Annotated in this window: 19 protein-coding genes and 1 tRNA gene; 12 read left to right on the top strand and 8 right to left on the bottom strand. The window is 58.1% G+C overall.

Going from position 1 to position 22,272, the window contains the following annotated elements; genetic code table 11:
• Positions 1 to 6 precede the first annotated feature (6 nt).
• Positions 7 to 546, bottom strand: a complete 540-nt coding sequence (locus ETAA8_RS13150; RefSeq protein WP_145088644.1) for an HD domain-containing protein — start codon at positions 544 to 546, stop codon at positions 7 to 9.
• Positions 543 to 962, bottom strand: a complete 420-nt coding sequence (locus ETAA8_RS13145) for a hypothetical protein (RefSeq protein WP_202921806.1) — start codon at positions 960 to 962, stop codon at positions 543 to 545. Before ETAA8_RS13145 ends, ETAA8_RS13150 begins: the two co-directional genes overlap by 4 nt.
• 672 nt (positions 963 to 1,634) lie before the next feature.
• Here ETAA8_RS13145 and ETAA8_RS13140 point away from each other — a divergent pair.
• The 3 genes from ETAA8_RS13140 (at position 1,635) to ETAA8_RS13130 (ending at position 5,194) form a co-directional block, all read left to right on the top strand.
• Complete coding sequence (locus ETAA8_RS13140; RefSeq protein ID WP_145088642.1) at positions 1,635 to 1,901, top strand: hypothetical protein; 267 nt, start codon at positions 1,635 to 1,637, stop codon at positions 1,899 to 1,901.
• Between the two features lie 126 nt (positions 1,902 to 2,027).
• On the top strand, positions 2,028 to 3,038 hold the full coding sequence (locus tag ETAA8_RS13135) for a glycoside hydrolase family 5 protein (RefSeq protein WP_145088640.1): 1,011 nt from the start codon (positions 2,028 to 2,030) through the stop codon (positions 3,036 to 3,038).
• Between the two features lie 329 nt (positions 3,039 to 3,367).
• Positions 3,368 to 5,194 (top strand): glycerophosphodiester phosphodiesterase family protein, encoded by a 1,827-nt coding sequence (locus ETAA8_RS13130; RefSeq protein ID WP_145088638.1) that lies wholly within the window; start codon positions 3,368 to 3,370, stop codon positions 5,192 to 5,194.
• Between the two features lie 74 nt (positions 5,195 to 5,268).
• On the opposite strand, the gene ETAA8_RS13125 is transcribed toward ETAA8_RS13130, so the two are convergent.
• Positions 5,269 to 5,342, bottom strand: a tRNA-His gene (locus ETAA8_RS13125).
• Between the two features lie 200 nt (positions 5,343 to 5,542).
• Between ETAA8_RS13125 and ETAA8_RS13120 the strand changes: the two genes are divergently transcribed.
• From ETAA8_RS13120 to ETAA8_RS13110, 3 genes are all read left to right on the top strand, one after another.
• The gene (locus tag ETAA8_RS13120) at positions 5,543 to 5,761 is read left to right on the top strand and encodes a hypothetical protein (RefSeq protein ID WP_145088636.1); all 219 of its coding nucleotides are present in this window, start codon (positions 5,543 to 5,545) and stop codon (positions 5,759 to 5,761) included.
• 345 nt (positions 5,762 to 6,106) lie between these two features.
• The gene (locus ETAA8_RS13115; RefSeq protein ID WP_145088634.1) at positions 6,107 to 7,501 is read left to right on the top strand and encodes an AI-2E family transporter; all 1,395 of its coding nucleotides are present in this window, start codon (positions 6,107 to 6,109) and stop codon (positions 7,499 to 7,501) included.
• Positions 7,498 to 8,694 (top strand): AI-2E family transporter, encoded by a 1,197-nt coding sequence (locus tag ETAA8_RS13110; RefSeq protein ID WP_145088632.1) that lies wholly within the window; start codon positions 7,498 to 7,500, stop codon positions 8,692 to 8,694. The genes ETAA8_RS13115 and ETAA8_RS13110 overlap by 4 nt, the downstream gene beginning before the upstream one ends.
• Before the next feature lie 13 nt (positions 8,695 to 8,707).
• Here ETAA8_RS13110 and ETAA8_RS13105 read toward each other — a convergent pair whose 3' ends face one another.
• From ETAA8_RS13105 to ETAA8_RS13095, 3 genes are all read right to left on the bottom strand, one after another.
• Complete coding sequence (locus ETAA8_RS13105) at positions 8,708 to 10,705, bottom strand: FG-GAP repeat domain-containing protein (protein ID WP_145088630.1); 1,998 nt, start codon at positions 10,703 to 10,705, stop codon at positions 8,708 to 8,710.
• A 60-nt stretch (positions 10,706 to 10,765) separates the two neighbouring features.
• A complete protein-coding gene (locus tag ETAA8_RS13100; RefSeq protein WP_145088627.1) occupies positions 10,766 to 11,701 on the bottom strand; it encodes a dihydrodipicolinate synthase family protein in 936 nt (311 codons plus the stop codon).
• 179 nt (positions 11,702 to 11,880) lie between these two features.
• Positions 11,881 to 12,870 carry a glycosyltransferase family 2 protein gene (locus tag ETAA8_RS13095; protein WP_145088625.1) on the bottom strand — a complete coding sequence of 330 codons (990 nt, stop codon included), beginning with the start codon at positions 12,868 to 12,870 and terminating at the stop codon, positions 11,881 to 11,883.
• Between the two features lie 226 nt (positions 12,871 to 13,096).
• Here ETAA8_RS13095 and ETAA8_RS13090 point away from each other — a divergent pair, with 226 nt between their 5' ends.
• Entirely contained in the window at positions 13,097 to 14,701 is a 1,605-nt protein-coding gene (locus ETAA8_RS13090) for a porin (protein ID WP_202921805.1), read from the top strand.
• A gap of 45 nt (positions 14,702 to 14,746) precedes the next feature.
• Here the strand turns inward: ETAA8_RS13090 and ETAA8_RS13085 are convergent, their stop codons facing one another.
• Complete coding sequence (locus ETAA8_RS13085) at positions 14,747 to 15,688, bottom strand: nucleoside hydrolase (RefSeq protein ID WP_145088623.1); 942 nt, start codon at positions 15,686 to 15,688, stop codon at positions 14,747 to 14,749.
• 166 nt (positions 15,689 to 15,854) lie between these two features.
• On the opposite strand from ETAA8_RS13085, the gene trpD reads away from it, so the two are divergent.
• From trpD to ETAA8_RS13060, 5 genes are all read left to right on the top strand, one after another.
• Complete coding sequence (trpD, locus tag ETAA8_RS13080; protein ID WP_145088621.1) at positions 15,855 to 16,886, top strand: anthranilate phosphoribosyltransferase; 1,032 nt, start codon at positions 15,855 to 15,857, stop codon at positions 16,884 to 16,886.
• Positions 16,887 to 17,052: 166 nt separating this feature from the next.
• Entirely contained in the window at positions 17,053 to 18,000 is a 948-nt protein-coding gene (locus ETAA8_RS13075; protein ID WP_145088619.1) for a metal ABC transporter solute-binding protein, Zn/Mn family, read from the top strand.
• Between the two features lie 9 nt (positions 18,001 to 18,009).
• Positions 18,010 to 18,771 (top strand): metal ABC transporter ATP-binding protein, encoded by a 762-nt coding sequence (locus ETAA8_RS13070; RefSeq protein WP_145088617.1) that lies wholly within the window; start codon positions 18,010 to 18,012, stop codon positions 18,769 to 18,771.
• A complete protein-coding gene (locus ETAA8_RS13065; RefSeq protein ID WP_145088615.1) occupies positions 18,768 to 20,030 on the top strand; it encodes a metal ABC transporter permease in 1,263 nt (420 codons plus the stop codon). Before ETAA8_RS13070 ends, ETAA8_RS13065 begins: the two co-directional genes overlap by 4 nt.
• Positions 20,027 to 21,433 (top strand): metal ABC transporter permease, encoded by a 1,407-nt coding sequence (locus ETAA8_RS13060; RefSeq protein ID WP_145088613.1) that lies wholly within the window; start codon positions 20,027 to 20,029, stop codon positions 21,431 to 21,433. The genes ETAA8_RS13065 and ETAA8_RS13060 overlap by 4 nt, the downstream gene beginning before the upstream one ends.
• Before the next feature lie 6 nt (positions 21,434 to 21,439).
• Here the strand turns inward: ETAA8_RS13060 and ETAA8_RS13055 are convergent, their stop codons facing one another.
• Positions 21,440 to 22,210 carry a 3-keto-disaccharide hydrolase gene (locus ETAA8_RS13055; protein ID WP_145088611.1) on the bottom strand — a complete coding sequence of 257 codons (771 nt, stop codon included), beginning with the start codon at positions 22,208 to 22,210 and terminating at the stop codon, positions 21,440 to 21,442.
• Positions 22,211 to 22,272: the final 62 nt, after the last annotated feature.

Raw genomic sequence — 22,272 nt, 5'->3', positions numbered from 1 at the left:
GCAATCTCAGCAATCGACCTCCAACCCCCAACTTTGTTGCACGAATTCAGGCACGGTTCGACTGCCCGCGCGATCGTCGGCCCACTTCAGAACTGCGGGCCGTTTGGCCACGTCGGTACATAGTCGGCTGACATGGGGCGTAATATTGACTCGGCCCAAATCGAGCCGGTCAGCATCAAAACACGTTTGCACCGTGATCTCGGGGTGCGTCAGCGCGTGGGTGTGATCGTAGCAGGCGCGATAGAGCAGTGCGAACTCAGCAGCGGGAAGCTCAAATAACTGGCCGTGCAGTTGAGCGGCAAACTCAGCAGCCCGCGGACCATGCTGTGGATCATGCCCTTCGTTTTCGCGCTGCGAGTCGTGCAGCACTGCGAACAGACTCACCACTCGCGCGTTCGCACCGGTTTCCTCGGCCAGGCGAAGACCATTCTCCAGCACCCGGGCCCAGTGACTCACGCCATGAAAACCATCCAGCGGCAGCAGATAATCCTGCAACACGCGACGGACGATCGGTGCCAGCTGCTGAGCGACTTCCTGATTACTCATGAGGGGTTCACCCGCGAGAATTGCCAGGCGTGCCAAAGTACGAGGCCAAATGGCACCCACCAGATCAAGTCGTTCGTCACATTCGTCAGTCCAGCAATCCACGGCAATTCGCCATGGCGATTAGCCCACAAAAAACCGATCGGCCCCAAGACTTTGCCCAGCAGACCGACCAACACAATCGGCCAGTGCCGCACGGGATCGTACGCGGCTATGGCATACCCCACGCCATACACGCCCACGATCATGCCGATGCACTGCCACAAGCTCGGATAGTTCGGCGGTTCCATCCCGGCCCAATCAAACGCCAATCGCGGCCAAAGTACAGCCAATGCTCCCCAGGCCAAATTGTAAATGGCTGCAGCCCAGAGCATCCAAAACATCCAGGCCGGCGAAGTCCGAGCAGTAGGTATTTTCATGGCTCTTATCATAGGAAAGTGCCGCGCATCCGACGCTCAGTGGCTTAACGGTGTTAAGTTTTTCAACACCCCCCCCTTTTGCGTGCATCACACTCAAGACCTTTTGTGGCAATGAATTGCGCCCAACTTGTAACAACTGAAATCATCCTATTTGTTGATAAACCTCCGCACTGCACCGTGCCGGTTACCGAGTTCAATTATGCAACCTGCGACGTCCCAACGAATCACGAGAGAAACAGGCTTCCGTACCTCCCGTTCGCTTTCCTCGCTCCCGTTCGCTTTCCTCGCTCACGCTGCGGCTTTCCGAAAGTGGTGTCAGCGAGAATTACTACCTTTTCCTCGGCGCGCACCGCCCCCGCCGCGCCGGCGCGTTTCTTCTTCGACCAGGTTGCCAAAACAGACAACAATATCATTACTATTTACTGACAACTTGTCAATCAACTGACGACTAATTTTTGTTGCCCGTTGGAACGTGCAACTTGAGTAGATTCAACATGAGCCGCCTTAGCACTGCGAACTCTAGCGGGGCTTTTTCGTGCGCGGGTAGAATGGGGCGATAGAACCAGGAGTCTACCTTGCCACAGTTCAATACTTAGTTGCGGCACTCTTTGCCATTAGCCTGCTGGTGACCATAGTCGTTTTGCTTTGGCGTCAGGCTCTACGGGTGCGACGATGAATCAGACCAGCCGCGCACCACTCATCACAGCCATCGTCCTGCTGCTCCTGCCGTTGCTGTACGTGGGAAGCTATTTGGCGCTGGTGGTGCCGCAAGGGCGAATGGTCTTTAAGGCCACGGAGTATTTTCCGGGACATGAGTACCTGTGCCGCTATCGAATCGATAGCGATGTCATTCTGCCTGCGTTGTTTTGGCCCCTGGAGCAGATCGACCGGAAGGTGAGACCGGAGGCGTGGGAGATTACGCCTGCTCCACTCCCGTGACATAACTACTCACTCAAATGATCCCACTACCCAATTGCGGACCCGATTGCCCGTCCCTACAGCTCGCGATAGAGTGCGCTTTGATCTTCGCAGCGGCAATCAATCCTTCTTCTCCCGACTTCAACCATGAATACCCTCTCTCCCACTAGCTGCGGCCTGTTGTTGCTGGCGATCTTATCTTCCGCGAGCGCGCAGGCTCAGGATATTTTCGCTGCCAACAAGGCGCTCGGTCGCGGCGTCAATCTCGGCAACGCGCTCGAAGCTCCGAAAGAAGGCGATTGGGGGATGAAAATCGAGGCGGAGTTTTTTCCGCTCATCAAGCAGGCCGGCTTTCAACATGTGCGCTTGCCGGTGAAGTGGACGTCGCATGCGGCGAAAGAAGCTCCCTATGCGATCGACGCCAAGTTCTTCGAGCGCGTCGATTCGATCCTCGAGCAGGCCGCAGCGAACAAACTGCTCGTGGTCCTCAACCATCATCATTACAGCGAACTCGACGCCCGCCCAAAGGAAGAACTACCGCGGGCGATTGCGATCTGGCAGCAGATTGCCGCGCGCTACAAAGATCGTGGCGCTTGGCTCTATTTCGAACTGATGAACGAGCCCCATGAAGAGTTGAACAAGGACAACGCCTGGACCGAGATGATCCCGCCACTTCTCGGCGTAGTGCGCGAGACGAACCCGACGCGCCCCGTGATCATCGGCCCACCTTTCTGGAATGGCATGTGGGCCCTGAGCAAATTCAAGCTGCCGGAAGATAAGAACTTGATCGTGACGGTTCACTACTACAATCCGTTTGAGTTCACGCATCAAGGCGCGCACTGGGTGAAGGACTCCGACCGCTGGCTGGGGAAGAAGTGGACCGGCAGTGAGGCTGAAATGAAGGCCATCACCAAAGAGTTCGACTCCACCGCAGCTTGGGCGAAAGAAAACAATCGCCCCATCTATCTCGGCGAGTTCGGTGCCTTCCGCAAGGCCGATGCAGCCAGCCGAGTTCTCTGGACGGCCGCCATCACCCGCGAAGCTGAAGCCCGCAACTTCAGTTGGGCTTACTGGGAATTTGGCGCTGAGTTCAGCATCTACGACCGCGAGAAGAAAGCCTGGCGCGCAGACCTGCGCGACGCCCTGCTCAAGCCCTAACCGCGGCCCCCTTCGCAGCAGGTTTCGCAGATGGTGTGACAGCGCTCGCATTGCAACTTCGCGCGAATTTCAATCAACGGCCCGCCACAAACCGGGCATGCACAGCGGGGCGGAGATTCGGCTTCGTCTTTCTCGGGTTGTTCCACGACAATCCTCCTGGGTAAGCAATCGAGTCCACTCGGCTTGATAATTTCCCGCGCCCGGCCGTTACGAACAATGGCCGTGGCTGGGGTTGCCAAACCGCATACTCTCGTCGAACGAGCCATTTGTCGGTACGCTGGCAGCAGTTGTCCTGCCCGACATCTCCCCGCTAACTGGACCGAATACCTTTGAACCGCCTGCAGCAGCTTTCGGCCGAGTACAGTTGGATCCTGAATCGTTGCCGGCATCGATTCGCCTGTGCCCTCGCCTTCACGCTGGCCTTCCGCGTGCTGAACCTGGTGTTGCTCGCACCAGTGGCCGCCGCCATTCTCCGCTTTGGTTTGAGTCGCTGGGGACGCGCTTCGGTGGGAAACTTCGAGATGCTCTCGTTTGCGCTCACGCCCGAAGGGCTGGCCGCGCTCCTCGGAGTAGGCACGATTCTGCTGGCTTCGACCTATTTGGAACTTGCCGGTCTGCTCCGCCTGCTGGCCAACGACAGGCTGCATTGGTGGGAAGCGTTTCGCAGTTCAACGCGGCTGTTTTTGCACCTCGTTCAATTGGGATTGCGTCAGCTACTCGTCTATTTGGTTTTGCTCATTCCGTTTGCTGCCGCCATCGGCCTCACCTATTGGCTCCTCTGGAGCGGCAAGGATCTGAACGGCCTGATCGTGTTGAAGCCGCCCGCTTACTGGTGGGGCGCGGGGCTGGCTGCGGTCTTTGCCGGCAGCTATGCCGCGGTGGTCGCCTGGTTTTTTCTCCGCTGGCTCTATGCAGTGCCCATTCTCTGCCTAGAACCCGTGGTTTCGGTCACAACTGCGCTGCGCCAGAGCGCCCTGCGCTCGCGCGGCCAACTATTGCCAGCTGCCCTGATGCTTGGCGTCTGGCTTGCCTCCGCAGCGATTCTGGTGCTGGCGGTCTATTCGGCCAGTGATTTTCTTTCTGAAGAAATCCTGCGCTTTAGTAGTTGGAATATGTCAACCAGTGTGCTCGCGACAGGCTTGGTTCTGCTCGCCAATGCCATCGTCGCGGTAACCATCAGCGTCCTGGCGAACCTCACCTTCGCGGGCGTGATCCTGGCCCTCTATCGCCACGTTGCCCCACCGGACGCACTTGTCCATCAACCGGTTGCCGAAGACCACCAGCGGTTGTCGATGGGTTGGCTGATGGGCACCGCTTTAGCCTCGGCAGGACTACTTTCTTCGATCGGCAGTTTTTTGGCGATCGTGGACTTACAGGTTGCGGAACAGGTCGAAATCACAGCCCATCGCGCTGGGGCGACGCACGCGCCGGAGAACACGATTGCCGCACTCAAGCAGGCAATCATCGACAAGGCCGATTGGGCCGAGATCGATGTCCAGAATACTGCGGACGGTAAGTTGGTGGTGATGCATGACATCGATCTGGCCCGCCTGGGCGGCGGCAAGCGCAGAGTCGATCAAGCTACGCTCGCTGAGATTCAACAGTTCGATGTTGGCCAGCAGTTCAGCCCCGCCTTCGCGGGCGAACGAATCGCGACGCTGGCCGATTTTCTGACGGCCATGGGTGACAACATTCGTCTCAACATCGAGCTCAAGCCGCACAACTCGCGCGATGCGAAGCTACTCACCCAGCGCGTGATCGAACAGGTTCAACAAGCGGGGCAGGTGGACCGCTGCCGCATCTGTTCGCAGTCGTACGAAAGCCTGCAACTCGCCCGCCAACTAGAACCCAAGCTGCCGGTCGGGTATATCGTGGCCACTTCGCTCGGTTCGCCAGAGAAACTGAATGTCGACTTTTTGATGGTCAAGACGAGCCTGGCCAAGCGTCAACTAGTCGACCGCGCCAATTCACGAAAAATAGCCGTGCATGCCTGGACGGTCAATCAACCCAATTCGGTGGCACCGCTGCTCGACGCAGGTGTTACGAACCTGATTACCGACGACCCACTGCTCATTCGCCGCGAACTCGACGAAATTCGCGGGCTCGATACCGTCCAGCGCTTATTGCTCCGAGCGCGGAACGAAATCCTGCAATAGGCAAGGCCTCCGCGCACCTGACTCAAGAACGAAAACGGGGCCGGTGAAAGCAAATTCAACGGCCCCGCAATCAGGGTGGCTGACGGGACTTGAACCCGCGACTTCTAGATCCACAATCTAGTGCTCTAACCAACTGAGCTACAGCCACCACAACCAACGGGAACTAGTTTAGCAATCACCTCGGTTGCAGGCAACGGCTGGGAAGTTTGAGTTAGCCCCCGAATAAGCGGTGAAAGCGATTGCTGGCAACAGAATTCGGCTGTAACAACTGGCTCCAATTCTCGCTTAGCGAAGCATGGGCAGTATGCCTGTCAGCTTTTATTTAGGTGGGCCATTAGGAGTCGTTGCATGCTCAAAGAACTGTTCCAAAAGATATTCTCGATCAATCTCAAACGGGTGAATTGCCCGGAATGCCAGACCCCGCTTCCCACGCTGCGCATTCCCGCTTCGGCCGCGCAAGCCCAGTGGGGCGGTTGGACCTGCCACCAGTGCGGCTGTCAGATGGATAAATGGGGGACGCGACAGGACTCAGCCAAACCGGTCGCAGAAAGTCGAAACTGGCGATAGTTGTCACTTGATTCCCAGAACGCGCAAGCGGCAGTAACCCTCGGCCCCTGCGCGTTCTTCGTTTCTTGGCCAAACACAAGCTGCGACTGGTGTTCGCAAATAGTTCACCTTGTTGGAGATTGAATCAGGCAGCCCTTGCGAACACCGGGAACCTGCTTGGTTGCAAAATGCAGCCAGCTGGCAAGCGACCATTCATTCTTCGGCGATTTGGCAAACTTTCACTCGCAGACTCAGCCATTCTGCATTCGGGCCCGAACAATTTCTTTGGCACGAGAACTGCTTCTCACGTCGCGCAGCGAATGACGGTCTCATTTGCATTCCTGCCCGCAGCCAAAAGTCCCTACGATGCCCGCTCCGCATTATCGACTCCCTGAGTCACCACCACCGGTGCCGGCCAATGGCCTCTCGACGAACGCACGCGACGGACGAGCAGATCTTGCGGCGCCAACTGCTACAGTCGCGTTGCCCCGCATCAATTGGCCGCTACGTTGGACGGTCGCTGCGACGCTGATTGTTGCGGCGACCATCGTTCTCGGCCTCGGACTGATCTGGCTGAGACACGTGGGATTGATGTTGTTCGGCGGCGTGGTCCTCGCAACCGCGCTCCGGCCCATCATCGAACTGGTCGCATCACGCTGTCATGTGGGCAGGGTCCATGCAGCTATTGTCGTCTATGGAATTTTCTCGCTCTTGTTCATTGCGGCAATTGTGGCCTTGGTGCCCGAAATCATTGGCCAAGGACAAAGCTTGTTAGAAAAATTGCCGGGCTGGTATGACAATGGGCGTGACTATCTGTTGGCCTCCCAACAAAGAGTGCTGCTCACGTTGGGCAAACGCATTCCGGCAGAAATGCCCGATCTCGATAAGGTGATGCGTTTTGGCGCCGGCATGAGCGGGAGTGAAACCTCGCCGCTGGAAATTATCATGCAGGTGGGCACCGGCATTCTGGGAGTGCTGGCGGTCGGAGTGCTGGCCTTTTACTGGTCGGTGAATGAAGAGCAGACGATTCGCTCGTTACTGCAACTGGCGCCCGACTATCGCCGCACGTTCTTCCAAAGCCTGGTCGACGAAATGCTCTTCAAGCTCGGCGGCTATATTCGCGGGCAAATGATCCTCTGCGCGGCGGTTGGTGTGCTGAGCCTGATTGCCTACCTGGTGATTGGGCTCCCCTATGCCTTGCTGCTAGCGCTCATCGCCTGTGTGCTCGAAGCGGTTCCCATCATTGGTCCCACATTGGGAGCGATACCCGCGATTCTGGTGGCCCTTTCGCTCGGCGTGCAAGAAACGGCGCTCGTTATCGGCGCGGCAATGTTGATTCAAACGCTCGAGAATTATCTGCTTGTGCCGAAAATCATGGATCGTTCGGTGGGCATTGGTGCCATCGTCACCCTGCTGGCGATTGTCGCCTTCGGTGCGATCTTCGGCCTGACGGGAGCGATCTTCGCCATCCCGCTTGCAGCTATTTCGCAAACGCTGTTCGAACGCCTGGTGCTGCTCCGCGAATTCAAGCAAGAAGAGTTCACGACCAGTCGCGATGCAGCCGGCGTATTGCACTATCAACTGCTCGACCTGATTCACGACGTGAAGCGCCAGCAGCGGCAGAAAGATATTCCCGTCGACAATTGGACCACCGAAAGCTTCGCGGAACTCGAAACACTCGCGGTAGCGCTCGATGAAATGGTGCAGGAAGATGAAGTGGAACCCGCTCCCCCCAAACCGATCGCAGCGGTGACCCAATGACACTCTTTCAATTCACAAAGCACTCGTTCGCTGTGGTGTTCACACTCATTGCCTTGCTGATTCTGTGGGGAGCAGGGACGGCAATCGTCATTTTCCTCGCCTCGCTTGCGCTGGCTGCGGCGCTGCATCCTCAAGTGGAATATCTGAAGCAGAAAGGTTTCGGATCGGCTGCCTCCGCAGGGTTGGTGGCGGGAGCTTGCGCGCTAGTGCTGGGAATTCTCGCTGCCCTCATCGCGCCGCAACTTCTGGCTGATTTGAATCACCTGCAAGCCGACATCTCATTGGCCGTTGCCTCGTTTGCTCAACATTCGCCCAACCACTGGTTAGTCCTCGCAACTCAGCCTTCGGCGGGTGAAACGGCCGATCCGACGTTGCCATTGCTGGGGGGACTGTTGCCCTCGCTCGTCGGTACCGCTTCGAACTTGTTTCAACTGAGTGCGTTCTCTGGCATCTGCCTGGCGCTGAGCTTTTATTGGACACTCGACCGCGCACGCTTCGAACGGCTCTGGCTATCGCTGATTCCCGTGCGCCGGCGTGTGGGTGCGCAGCGAATGTGGCAAGCGATGGAGCGCGAGGTGGGGGCGTACATGCGTAGCGAAATTATTCAATTCCTGCTCGCAGTCCTGCTGCTGTGGCTAATATTTTTCGTGCTCGACGTGCGCTATGCGGCCTTCGTGGCCGTAATGGCTGGCGTGCTTACCTTGATTCCTTGGTTAGGAACACTGTTCGCGTCGGCTGCGGTGCTCGTGCTTAGTTCGCCGAAGATGATGGACTGGGATGCCGCCTGGGTTTCGCCCCAAAGTGGAGCAGCGTTTGTCGCCATCGTGCTCGTATTGCTGCTGATGGAGTTTGCTGTCGAGCCGCGACTGTTTCAGCGCGATCGTTACAACTCGCTGTGGATTGCCCTGGCTGCAATTGTGATGGCTGCCCTCTGGGGCTTCTGGGGACTCATCTTTGGCCCGATGGTAGGTTACGTGCTGCAAATTCTGGTGCGACAGGTTTATCCACGGCTGGTGCAGGAGCAGTCACCCATTAGCAACGAGGCGGTGCTCGCAGATCGACTCGCGCAACTTGAAGCACGCTTCGCCAGTCAAGAGTCGATTCCACCCGAACTCCTCAACCTCAAGAAACGGTTTATGGAGCTCGTCAGGCAGCATAGCGAACTTTCGCAGCCTCAAGCCAGCAATGAATAACGAGCGGATTCAACTACTCGTTCAGCTTGAAGTAGAGAAACCCGTCCTCAGCTCCCACTAGCAGATCACGCTTGCCATCTCCATTCCAATCGACGGTTGTGGGACTGGTATCGTGCCCGGCTAACTGACGTTGGTCGAGAGCGCGCGTGTCTTGCAATTCAATTCGCTCTTTGCTGTTTGCCAGGCATTTGAAGAATGTAGCGTTTCGTCCGTTGGTGATGAGATCAGTCAGCCCATCGCCGTCCCAATCGGCCACGGTTAATTTGCGCCGGCCACTCTTGCCCGCTTCGCCAACGTTCAGCCGCAACAGGCCATCCGTCTGATTCAGCTTCTTACCACCGCCGTCAAACTCACTGCCGCCAATTCCATAAAAGATTCGCTGCGGCGGCAGCAAGACCAACTGTCCGAAAGGGAACTCAGACGTCGCTGGCACACGTGCCCGAGGAAAGAGCACCAAGTAGCCGTCCGGGTCGAGCATGGCGAGATCGACCAGGCCATCGCCATTGAAATCGTGCACGAGTGGCGTCGTGCGCCACTGCGTAGCAAGTTCTTTCTCACGCGGCGTCCACCAGGTCCAGGCGGGTTTCGGCGGCGCACCTGGCCATTCGACCTGCACCGATTTCATCTTGCCGAGCTTGGGCACTTGGCGACTGCCCACATTCTTCCACCAGACAATCCGTCCCAGAATGCTGTTCGCGACGATATCGGGCAGGCCATCCTGATCCCAGTCCGCCACGCTGATTGTGGTGTAACCCCACTTGGCTTCCGCGGGCCCTTGAATGCTGCCATTGGAGCCCGCTTGAATGCGAATGGTTTCACCATCCGCTGCGAGCATTTGAGGAGCGGCGAATTTCGGCGTACTCGCTTTCTCTGCCGTACCCAGGTTCTCAACCCAGCCGATGTAGCCCGCCGAGTTGCCGCTGACGATATCCTCATTGCCGTCGCCATCCCAATCGAAGCCCACCGGCGTGCACAACACGCCAAACTTCACTTCGTCTGCTGCTTGTTGAAAGAACTGAGGCAGCGCAAACTCGGGCATCTTGTTTTTCTGCTGGCCAACATTCTCGACCAAGGCGACGCGACCATCTTCCTGCCCCACAATCAAATCGGCATCACCGTCGTCGTCCCAATCGAAAGGAACGACGATTAGCATTTGCAAATCCATTCGCAAGGGCTGGCCTTGGTGAGTGATTCGCTCGCCAGCAGCATACTCGGGCTCCGTGCGCGAACCGACATTCTGAAAGTAGGTGAACCCGTCGAGAAACTCGCCGCAGATCAAATCGAGATCGCCATCTCCATCGAAATCGGCGAAGCTCTGCGAGGGACAACCAAACGTATCGAGCACCTTGCCGGCAGCTTGAATTTTTACGGGCTCAGCATATTCGGGCGCGTCGTTGGTGCCCCGATTTAGCCGCAAATAGATCTGTCCATGCAATGGACCGCGGGTCCATTCTCCCTGTTCGTTAAACGCTCGATCCCAACCGTAGTCGGCCCAGTCTTCAATGCCAATCGTCAGATCAAGATTGCCGTCGCCGTTGTAGTCGACATAGCGCCACTGATTGAAGCGAATCTTGCTGCCGTGCACATTCACCGTCAGGGGCAACTTTTGCGGCGAGGTCAAACCGGTGCGCAGAAAGTCGGGGTATTCGTTCCCCGGTGTCAACACTCGGACGGTTGTCTTGCCCGCGGAATCGACTACGTACGAAGGAGAAACTTGAAACGCGCCGTTGCTTAGCTTCTTCGCGGGCTTGAAGACCGGCAGCTTCACTTTGCCTGCAGTGTTCTCGAAGAGATAGGTGCCGTTGTAGGGAACATCAGGGCAGACCACGATCAAGTCGTTGTCGCCATCGCCGTCGGCATCGGCAGGTACTGGCCACGCCCACAAACCGACACCGAGATCGACCACCAGACCTGGGTTGTTGTGCTTCAATCGCTCCAGTTCAGCCGCGGGGGCGACAGCGCTGACGAGAGAGAAAGCTAAACAAGCGAAGCAGGCGAGCACCACGCGCATGGCTGCGATTCCGTGAAGAGGAGAGCAATTCAGCGAGTCTGAATTGGCTGCGCCTGATTATCACGTCCGCGACGCTGCTGCCAACAGCCCCAGTTGCTCGACAATCGCGACGATTTTCTCCCGCGCTACCGCGTCGCAGGGCTGGATCGGTTCCGCCAGACGATTGTCGCACAAGCCGGCGACGGACAACGCGCACTTCAACCCACGTACGACGGCCATGAATTCATCGGCCTGGCGATAGATTTGCCCAAGCAGTCGAACTTGATCGCCAAGCTGATGAATGCGGTTGGAATCGTTAGCCACCGCAGCAGCAAACCAATCGACGAAGAGTCGAGGGTGAAGATTCGCACCACCATTCACACCGCCATCTCCTCCCAGCAGCACACTCTCGGCGAGCAGATGTTCTGGGCCGATCAGAAACGTCCAATCGGGACGCAACGAGCGCAACTCCAGCAAGCGGCGATAATGTTCGAGATTCCCCCCGCTATCTTTCACGCCGCAGACGTTGGCGAGACGCGTGCAAGCTTCGGTTGTCTCCACGCTGATGTCGATCTTCACGCAGGCGGGCATGTTGTACAAAAAGAGCGGCAGGGGCGATTGCTCGGCCAACTGACTGAAATAGCGAACCAGGTCGCGCTGCTGCAGGGGAAAGTAATAGGGCGGCGCAGCAACGATGGCAGCGGCACGATTCGCTGCAGCATGCTGTGCCAGGTCGAGCGATTCGGTAAGCGAAGGATCGGTCACGCCGACGAGCATTGGCACGCGCCCAGCAATGATCTCTGCAGCGGCTTCGACCAGTTCGTATCGCAACCGATAATCCAGCGCCGGCGCTTCGCCCGTGGTACCCAGCACGAAGATGCCGGCCACACCACCCTCGATCATCCGTTCTATGATGCGCGCCAGTGCCGCACGATCTAGTTCATCGCGCGCGGCCAAGGGAGTGACGAGAGGAGGAACAATGCCGCGCAGGGGCTGTGAGAAAGCAGGAGTATTCATCCCTCCCTTGTAACCCGGCGCAAGTGCGGAGTCGATTGTTACCCGCCGGAAAATGGCGGCCTGGAATCAGCGCTGGGCGTCATAATCGGCAGATATGGCGAAGTTCAACAGCCTTGCATCCCCGCGGATGCGACAAGCAACGATCGCGAACAGGGCAGGGGGGCTGGTAACGTTTTGCCTCAGCCTGCCTTGCGCCAATGCTTCGCCTGCTCCCTGCTCACTGCATTTTTCTCGCCGAAGCCCCAGCGATGCCGGACGGCATAAACCGACTCATCGCGGCCAGCAAAGTAGATGCGACACGCGACTTCGGCGAGCAGCCCCAGACTGAAGAACTGCCCTGCGAGACCTCCCATCAGCAGGCCACCGACAATGAGTGGGACATTCGCGGTTTGGTGCCAGATCCCTTGGACAGCAGCTGCCATAAACAACAGCATCGTGACCGCCAGCGCCATTAACCCCCAGCGGCCGAACAGTTTCATCGGGCTGGCGGCGTACCGCTTGAGATAGGTGACGGTAATCAAGTCGAGAAAGACACGCACCGTGCGATCGATGCCATACTTGGTTTTGCCGAACAGACGCGGATGATGCTTCACTTCCACTTCGACGCACTTCGCGCCGCGCATATCGGCCAGGATGGGAATGAAGCGATGCATCTCGCCATAAAGATCAAGCTCCTGGGCAACTTCGCGGCGCATCGCCTTGAGTGTGCAGCCCAGGTCGTGCACCCGAAAGCGAGTCACTCGCGTGATTAGTTTGTTCGCCAGTTGCGAAGGCAACTTGCGGTCGAGCCAACGGTCCTTCCGTTCGCGCCGCCAGCCATGCACCAGGTCGTAGCCTTCGCCCAACTTGGCAAGCATCCGGGGGATATCGGTCGGGTCGTTTTGCAGGTCGCCATCCATCGTCACGACATAGGTGCCGCGACATTCCCGAATGCCGGCCAGCATCGCGGCGCTTTGGCCAAAATTCTTCCGCAGTTCGACGACGCGTACGCGCTGGTCCTCATGAGCCAGATCTTGCAACCGCAGCGCACTCCCATCGCGCGAGCCATCGTCAACCAAGATCAATTCGTAGTCGAGGCCGGTGGGATCGAGCGCTGCAGTTACTTGCTGATGAAGCAGCGCGATGTTTTCGAGTTCGTTGTGAATCGGGACAACAATCGAGAGGTCCATGGCAGCAGCCGATCGGAAGCGGGAGAGCGGGTAAACCGGCAGTAGGTTTTAACGCACCGCCAACAAAGCAAGAAGGCGAACTTTGCTAGCAGATGCTCCCGATTACTCGACGGAATTGTTAAGATTTGATGAAGCCACGGTTCCAACTGTAGGGGTTGTATCGGCTATGTCGATGATTCCGATAACTCAACGTCGTTAGCATCGCCGATACCGTGCAGCCTTACCTATGTTCAACCTGCAAAGCTTTTTGAAGGCACTCCCTGCTATCAACATCGCGCTAGCGATGTCGGTTAGTTGCCAGCTCGCAACAGCCCAACAACCATTCTTGGCACCGCACGGCGAACCGGCGCAGTTCATACCCGGACCATTCGCACCCTTGCCGCCACAGCCCGTTGCTGGCAATGCTTACCCGGTGGCTCAAGTCGCGCACCTCACTCCCGAAGTGATTACCGACCAACCATCGATGGAACAGATCATGGCGCGTTTGGAGCGGGCGGAAGCAGCGCTTAGTGCCATGCAATCGCAGCAATTCTCAGCAGGTGGGAGTGAGCCGTCTGCAGACAGTATGCCCGTGATGACCAGCGCGTTCGACGCCGCCACCAATGTGGGAATGGACCTCAAGCCGGAAGAGAAAAAAGAGAGTAAACCGAAAGAGAAGAAGTGGTACGACAAACTGAGCATTCGCGGTTACGCGCAGATCCGCATGAATCACGTGACCCATCTTGAACCCGGTTCAGCACCTGCGCAGCATGCGGGTGATCGGTCGGTCGGCGACAATCAGAACTTTCTCATTCGCCGAGCACGCGTGATCATCTCGGGAGATGTGGGCGAACACACCTACGTTTACCTGCAGCCTGACTTTGCTTCCTCCGTACCCGGCAGCCCCGATGCCAACCACTTTACGCAAATTCGGGACTGGTACGCCGACTGCTATCTCGACACCACGAAAGTCCACCGGTTTCGCGTCGGCCAGTCGAAGGTTCCTTACGGCTGGGAAAACATGCAGTCAAGCTCCAATCGCTTGCCGCTCGATCGTTCCGACTCGCTCAACTCTGCAGTCCGCAACGAACGTGACTTGGGCGTGTTCTATTATTGGACTCCCGAACCGGCTCAAGACTTCTTTAAGGAAGTCCTCGATGAGGGCTTAAAGGGCTCTGGCAACTATGGTGTCTTTGGTTTTGGCGTCTACAACGGCCAAGGTGGCTCTTTCGTTGAACAGAACGACAATTTGCACGTTGTCGCGCGTTTGACAGTTCCCTATCAGTTTGACAATTGCCAGATGATGGAAGTCGGCATCCAAGGCTACACCGGCTTGTATACCGTTCTCGGTTCGGCGATCAGTCCGCTCGGAATTGGACCTGATGCCACCCCCGATGGCACGATCAGCGACAATCGCCAGGGGCTACTCGACAAGCGCCTCGCTGCCTCGTTTATTTGGTATCCCCAACCGTTTGGCTTTCAAGCGGAGTGGAACGTTGGTGAGGGCCCAGCGCTGAACGACGCCCAGGATGAAGTCATCGTACGTCCCCTCACGGGTGGCTATGCAATGATGATGTATAAATACGATAGTCCGTGTCACGGAACTTTTATTCCGTTCGCGCGTTACAACCGCTTCAAGGGTGGCTATAAGCCAGAACGAAACGCCCCGTACGTCCACATCGACGAAACAGAGATCGGCTTGGAATGGCAGATCGACAAGTCGATGGAGCTAGTCGGGATGTATACCTTTACCAATCGGACGAATACGACCGCCATCAGCGCTGACGACACTGAATCGTATCGCCAATTTGTGGGCGAGATTCTGCGGTTTCAATTTCAGTTCAACTACTAAGTTGATCTCGCCCAGGCTTGGCCAGGCTATGTCTGCTTGGCCAGGCTATGTCTGCTTGCCCGCGTCGACCAGTGCGCGGACGATGCAATCGGCAACCCCCGCGGCGTCGACTTCCAGCGCGACTTCCATATCGCCCCGCTGGTGAGCCGTAGAGCGGCGATCGAACACCGTGGCACCGAGTGTGAGTTCGCCAGCGGTTTCGACATCGCCGGTCAAGTCGCGCGTGGTGAACAGTTCAGGGTGCAAGGCAGCGGCCATGGCGACGGCATCGGGGAGTAGAATCCCTTCCAGCCCCAAATCGCGACGATACGTGCGAAATAGGTGGGGCAAGGTGCGACGGAGCAAGCTACCTGCCCGCGAAGTTTCCGGCGGCAATTGGTCGAGCAGATCGAGCGAAAACGTTACTTGGCCGGTGACATCGAGCGGGATCAGCGACTTCGTGGTCGGGGAGCGGAATACCTGTCGAGCACTGTGGGGATCGTAATAAATGTTGAACTCGGCTGCCGAAGTAGCATTGCCGATTCCATTCACCGCACCGCCCATAATCACCAGCCGGCCGAGCATCGAAATGAGCTGCGGTTCGCGGGTGATGGCAGCTGCAATGTTGGTCAGCGGGCCCAGGCAGATGAGCGTGACTTCGCCGGGCGCGGCGCGAACTTCGTCGCAAATCAGTTTTTCGGACGGATGTTGCCGAGCCAGTTTTGAACTGACCAGGCCGACATTCCCGAGCCCATCTTCGCCATAGAGCGAGCGGTTATCGACCATCGCCAACGATTCGGTGGGGGTGGCCGCACCTAGCCGCGGATAGCGGGGCGGATCGAGTTGCTCGATCAACGCCTGGACATTCCGCGTAGACTGATCGGCAGTCACATTGCCGGCCACCGCCGTGACCGCCAGCACTTCCAGCCGAGGATCGAACAGAGCCATGCATAGGGCCACAGCATCGTCGATACCGGGATCGCAGTCGATAATCACCTTGCGAGGCATGGCTGTGAACTGGAAACTGAGTGCTGGAATTGGGTTACAGAGAAAATATCAGGTGCGCGTGGGATTGTAGCGCCGCTGGCGCGGAATCACAAGGCGACGTAGTCCCTGGCGGTGCGAGTTCGGTGCCCAATCGGTCGTAAATCTCTCAATATTTGCAAAATACTCCATGTCGCTGCCATCATCGGATCTTCGAGATTGGACCCACCGGCTGCAAATCGGCGAGCCCCTTTCGCGCGCGGAAATTCGCACCGTTTTTGACCGCATCATGCAAGGTGCGGAAACCGAAGACGATCTGGCTGGTTTTCTGGTTGCATTGCACGACAAAGGCGAGACCGCCGAGGAAATTGCCGGTGCTGCCGAAGCGATGCGCAGCCACATGACCCGGCTCCCCACCGAGCGAGGCGTCGTCGTCGATACCTGCGGCACGGGCGGCACGGGTTCGGACATTTTTAACGTTAGCACGGCGGCCGCAATCGTCACGGCTGCAGCTGGAGTGGCTGTTGCTAAGCATGGAAATCGTAGTGTGACCAGCAAGAGCGGCTCGTCCGATGTGCTGGCCGCACTGGGTATTAACCTGCAAGCGCCGGTCGCCGTCATGGCCCGCACGTTGGACGAACTGGGCATTTGTTTTTGCTTTGCCCCGCAATTTCATCCCGCCATGAAGCATGTCGCCGCAGCCCGCAAAAGGCTGGGAACACAGACGATTTTCAATTTGCTCGGACCGCTGTGCAATCCAGCCGGGGCCAAGTATCAGGTAATGGGTGTGGGGCGGAGCGAATTGCGATCGCGCATGGCGGGCGCTTTGCAACAACTGCAAACCGAGCGCGCGGTGATTGTGGGGAGCGAAGGTTGCGGCGAACTTTCTCTGGCCGGCGAAACCGAAGTCATTGAAATCAAGGGGAACGCGCAGCGTACAGCCACCTGGTCGGCTGCGGACTTCGGCCTGAAGCAGGCTGATTTTGAAGCGATGCGAATTGACGGCCCGGCCGCGAGTGCCGCCTTAATCCGTCGCATTTACGCGGGCGAAGCTGGTCCGCCGCGCGATATCGTCGTCATGAACGCCGCCGCTGCCATTTGGATTGCGACCCCTGGACTGACCGTGCCGGAAGCAGCAGACAGAGCACAGGAAGCCATCGACCGCGGCACTGCGGCCAAACTTCTGCAGCGCTGGGCGGCGATGACGCAGGAAACTGCCTGACAGCATTACAAGTTGCCCCTTCTCCCCTTGACGCAAGTCGCCACTCCAAAGAGACTAAAGACAGGTTTCGAGTAATCGAAACCTGTCTTTTTGTCGATAGAATAACAGCTGTAAGAAATTCGGCTCGCAAATCTCGTTGCCTGCTTTCCTGCCAAAGGTAACTCCCTTGAATCGCTCGTCGATCTTCGTTGGCCTAGTTCTCGTTGCCCTGCTTTCGGCCATTGGTTGCAAACCGGAAGGCGCGGGGACAGCGATTCCCGCCGCTCAACCAGCCTACCGTGGCGCGGGCCCATTGCAGGTGACGTGTACCACGGGCATGGTCGCCGATTTGGTGAGGAACATTGCCGGGCCGCGAGCCGAGATCAAACAACTGATGGGGGCTGGAGTCGATCCTCATTTGTACAAGTCCTCGCCGGGCGATATCGCGGCCCTCAGTTCCGCCGATGTGGTCTTCTACTCCGGCCTGCACCTTGAAGGGAAAATGACCGACCTCTTCACTCAGTTGGCTACGACCAAACCAGTGATTGCTGTGGCCGAAAAAATCGACGAAGCCAAACTGCTGCACGATGGTGGCACCCACGACCCGCATGTTTGGTTCGATGTCGCCTTGTGGAAACAGGCTGGCGAGCAAGTCCTGGCGGCGCTGGTGAAGTTCGATCCGGCTGAAGCAGCAAATTATCAAGCGCGCGCTCAGCAGTATTTCACCCAGTTGGATGAGCTCGATCAGTTCTGCCGCGAACAATTGGCGCAGATTCCCGCCGATCAGCGCGTGATGGTTACCGCGCACGATGCCTTCCGCTATTTCGGCAAGGCCTACGGCATCGAAGTCCGCGGCATTCAAGGTGTGAGTACCGAAAGCGAAGCTGGTGTGAAAGGGATCAACGAACTGGTCGATTTTCTGGTCCAGCGCAAGATCAAAGCGATCTTCGTCGAGACCAGCGTCTCCGAAGAAAACGTCAAGTCGCTGCTCGAAGGCTGCCGGGCTCAAAATCATACTGTGACGATCGGCGGCCAACTGTATTCCGACGCCATGGGCGAACCCGGCACGCCCGCAGGCACCTACGACGGCATGATCCGCCACAATGTGACGACCATCGTCCACGCTTTGAAATAACCGCCCCGCATGTCCTCGATCCTCGATATCCACGATGTGACCGTCGCCTATCACCGCAAGCCGGTGCTGTGGGACATCGACCTGACCATCACTCAGCCTTGCCTCGCCGCCGTCGTGGGCCCCAATGGTGCCGGCAAGAGCACTCTCATCAAATCGGTCCTTGGCTTGACACCGCTGGCCAGTGGTTCGGTCACCATTTTCGATCGCCCTGTGCGGCAGGTGCGTAATCGCGTCGGCTATGTTCCCCAGCGCGAAAGTGTCGACTGGGACTTCCCCGTCACTGTGCTCGATGTGGTCCTGATGGGGACTTATGGCCGCCTTGGTTGGTTTCGCCGCCCGGGTAGCAGCGAGCGGAAACTGGCGCGCGATTGCCTGGCTCAAGTCGGCATGGCCGACTACGAAGCGCGTCAAATCGGCCAACTCTCAGGTGGCCAACAGCAGCGGGTCTTTCTCGCCCGAGCGCTCGCGCAGCAAGCCGAAATCTACTTCATGGACGAACCGCTGGCCGGCGTCGATGCCCTCACCGAGCGCGTGATCTTCGACCTGCTGACGCGTTTGAGAAAGGAAGGGAAGACGATCATTGTCGTCCATCACGACCTCCGCACGGTGCCCTTGTACTTTGACTTTGTCGCGTTGATGAACGTTCGCCTCGTCGCCAGCGGCCCTGTGGAAGATACCTTCACTGCCGAGAATCTGCGCAAGACCTACGGCGGCCGTCTCGCCTTGCTCGATGCGGCTGCCGACGCGCTGCAGGTGAAGGTCGGGCCATGACGCTCTACTACAACACGGCTGTGGTCCTCGCGGGCATTGGCTTGCTCGGTTCGCTGGCGGGTTTGATCGGTTCCTTCGCAGTCCTCCGCAAGAGGTCTCTCACTGGCGATGCACTTGCGCATGCAGCCCTGCCCGGGGTCTGTATCGCCTATTTGTTGATCGGCCAAAGATCGCTACCCATTCTGCTCCTTGGCGCGCTTGTCAGCGGCGTGCTGGGCATTCTCACCATTAACCTCCTCACCAGCCGCACGCGTATTCGCGAAGATGCTGCCATCGGCAGCGTCCTCGGCGTGTTCTTTGGCGTTGGCATTGCCCTGAGTACGCGCATCCAGCAGTTGCCCGGCGGTGGGAGCCGAGCAGGGCTCGATTCGTTCCTGTTCGGCAAAGCTGCGAGCATGACGTTTAACGACGTCGTGGGCATATCGGTGACTGCAGCCATTTGCCTCGTCATCGTGTTGCTTCTATACAAGCAGTTCAAACTCATTTCGTTCGACGCCGAATTCGGTCAGACCTTGGGCTGGCCTGTCCGCTGGCTCGATCTGGCGCTGATGTCGCTCCTTGCCGTGACGGTCGTCATTGGCCTGCCGGCGGTGGGCGTGGTACTCACCGCGGCGATGGTCATTATCCCCGGCGCTTCGGCGCGTTTTTGGACCGATCGCTTCGGCAACATGCTCGGACTCTCAACTCTGTTCGGGCTGACGATGGGTTTGCTCGGCACACTCTTCAGTGCGTTCAATCGCTCGCTGCCGACGGGACCGACCATCGTGCTGTGTGGAGCCGCAATCTTTATTATCTCGTTATTGTGCGGCTATCGGCGGGGCGTCATTGCCCGCTATTGGCAATGGCGCAGGTTCGAAACCGAAATCAGCAGGCGGCGTTTGCTGGAGGGTGTCTGGGAGTTGTCTCAACGGAGCCAGGCCAGGTCGCTGCCGGTACGAATGGACGATCTGCTCCAAGCTCAAGTCTGGCAGCGCCAGCGCTTAAGCGATGCCGTCACCAGAGCCATTTCGCACGGCGAGATCAGCAGCAGTTCGCGCGGCTTTGAACTCACCACCGCCGGAGCTGCCGAAGCGATCGAAGTCACGCGCACTCATTTGCTGTGGCGCGAGCTCTTGCAAGAACATCCGGAGCAGGCTTCCGCGATTACCGACTTGACCGCCCCACTTGCCGAGCAAGTGCAACCTGAACTTATTCACAAAATGGAACACAGCCTGCGTTCGCGCGGAGCCTGGCCAGAGTTGCCGGAGGCGCGCCCATGATCGCACCTGCGGCCGAAAATCGTCGCTCTCTGTTGTCCATCCGTCGCGGTCTGATGATCTCGCTATTCGTCGCCGCGCTAGTTGGCCTCGCGGTTTGGCTCTTCGTCGAGTTGATTCCCCCGAACAGTCGTAACATAGCGCTGCGCACGATTGCCGTCGGGATTGTTGCCAATGTCTGCTGCGCACTCGTCGGCACCTACCTGGTTTTGCGTCGCATGAGTCTGCTCGGCGATGCGATTAGCCATGCAGTGCTTCCCGGTATCGCCCTCGCCGTTCTCTTTGCGGGCAGCGTCGATGGCTGGCCGGTACTTGCAGGGGCGATGATCTTCGGTGTCATTACCGCGTTCACCGCGCAAAGCCTGCAAGGTTTCGGTCAGGTCAGCGAAGATTCAAGCCTCGGCGTCGTTTACACTTCGCTGTTCGCGCTGGGGGTCATCATCCTGCAGATCTGGGCACCGCATGGCCACCTGGACGTCGACTGTGTCTTGTTTGGCGCGATTCAAAACACCGGTCTCTATCCGCCCGTGCCTTGGCTCGGCATCGGCTGGCCCCCCGCCGTGCTCAAACTGCTGCCGGTCCTCGGCATTGTCCTCGCCCTGATTATCGTGGGCTGGAAGGAACTCCAACTGGTCGCCTTCGATCCAGCCCTCGCGCGGGCGATGGGACTGCCTGCGAGAGGAATCCATCTCGCGCTGATGGGCGTAGTGGCCATGGTCACCGTCGCTTCGTTCGAGTCGGTCGGTTCGATCCTTGTCGTTCCCATGCTGATTGCGCCGGCCGCCACAGCGCGGATGCTGGTCGACCGCTTGAGCACAACCCTCGTTGTGGCCGCGATCTCGGCAGCCTTCTCGGCCGTCTTCGGATACCTGGCTGCCCATGCCTTCGATACCAGTGTCGCGGGACTGATGGCAGCGGTCGCTGGTCTGCAACTAGGACTCGCCGTTCTCTTCTCGCCGCGCCACGGAGTGTTGAGTCGCTGGTTGCGGAATCTGCTGCTCGCCGTGCAAATCGCGGCCGAGGACATCATCGCGCGACTCTATCGCGAAGAAGAACGGGGCGTGAAGGCTACCGCGGAAACACATTCCCCCGGTTGGCTCGTCGCGCTGCTCGCCGTGATTCATGCCCGCCGACAAGGCTGGACTTCTGCCGGCCCCCAGCTAACGACTCAAGGTCGTCAGCAGGCTCAGAGCATCGTCCGTGCCCACCGCCTCTGGGAAAGCTATCTCGCCACGCACTTCGATCTGCCGCGCGATCACTTGCATGCGCCGGCCGAACGAATGGAGCACTTCCTTGACCTGGAACTGCAAAAGCAACTCGCCGCAGAACTGGTCGGTCGCGATCTCGACCCCCATGGAGCGCCGATTCCGCTCCATGGCTTAGGCAAAGAAGACGAAACCAAGTAGACAAAACTACTTGCTCTCGATCGGGCGAATCTTGATGTTGCGGAAGGCCACTTCGTTGCCGTGATCCTGCAAGCTGAGGTGCCCGCTGGTCGGCTTGCCGAAGAGTGGCATCTTGCCGAACTTGCTGGCGGCAACCTTTTCGTCCCACTCCTTGCTCCCCTTCACAAAGTCGTAGTACTTGGTGCCGTTCATCCAGACGGTGCTCTTTTCTGGAGTGATCTTCACACGCAGTTCGTTCCACTGGCCGACTGGCTTGGTGGCGTCAGCTTCGGGCTTGTAGAGCTGATAGAGCCAGCCTGCCTTCTGCGGATCGTGGCCGTCGACGTTGTCCTGAACTTGAATTTCCGGACCGGTCATCCAAGGCGTATTCCCTTCTTCGGTTACGTGGAACATCAGTCCGCTGTTGCCACCCTTCGAAATCTTATATTCCAGCACCAGTTCGAACGCGGTGAACTTGTCGTTGGTGATGATGTCGCCGGCACCCTTATCGGCCCGCGTCAACTCGCCGTTCTTCACTTGCCAGCCGGGACCGACTTCCGTCTTCTTATAGTTGCGCCAGCCGGTCGTCGTCTTGCCGTCGAACAGCAGCTTCCAGCCTTCCTGCTTCTCTTTGTCGCTCAGCGTATTGGGGGTCTGTTCGGCAGCTTCACGCGGCTTAGAAACGACCGGTGCGTCCCCCTTTCTCGTGTCCAGCGGGTTCTTCGGTGGAGCCACATTCTGGGCGAACGCGGGGGCGAGGGTCGACAGGACGAAGGCAAACAAGGCAAAACGCTTCATCAGAGTAACTCCGGTGGAAGTTGGAGGGGCAATTCGAAAAACAGAGACCAAGGGCAATATAC

Source organism: Anatilimnocola aggregata (assembly GCF_007747655.1).
Lineage (GTDB): Bacteria > Planctomycetota > Planctomycetia > Pirellulales > Pirellulaceae > Anatilimnocola > Anatilimnocola aggregata.
This window is presented reverse-complemented; position numbering and strand designations above follow the sequence as displayed.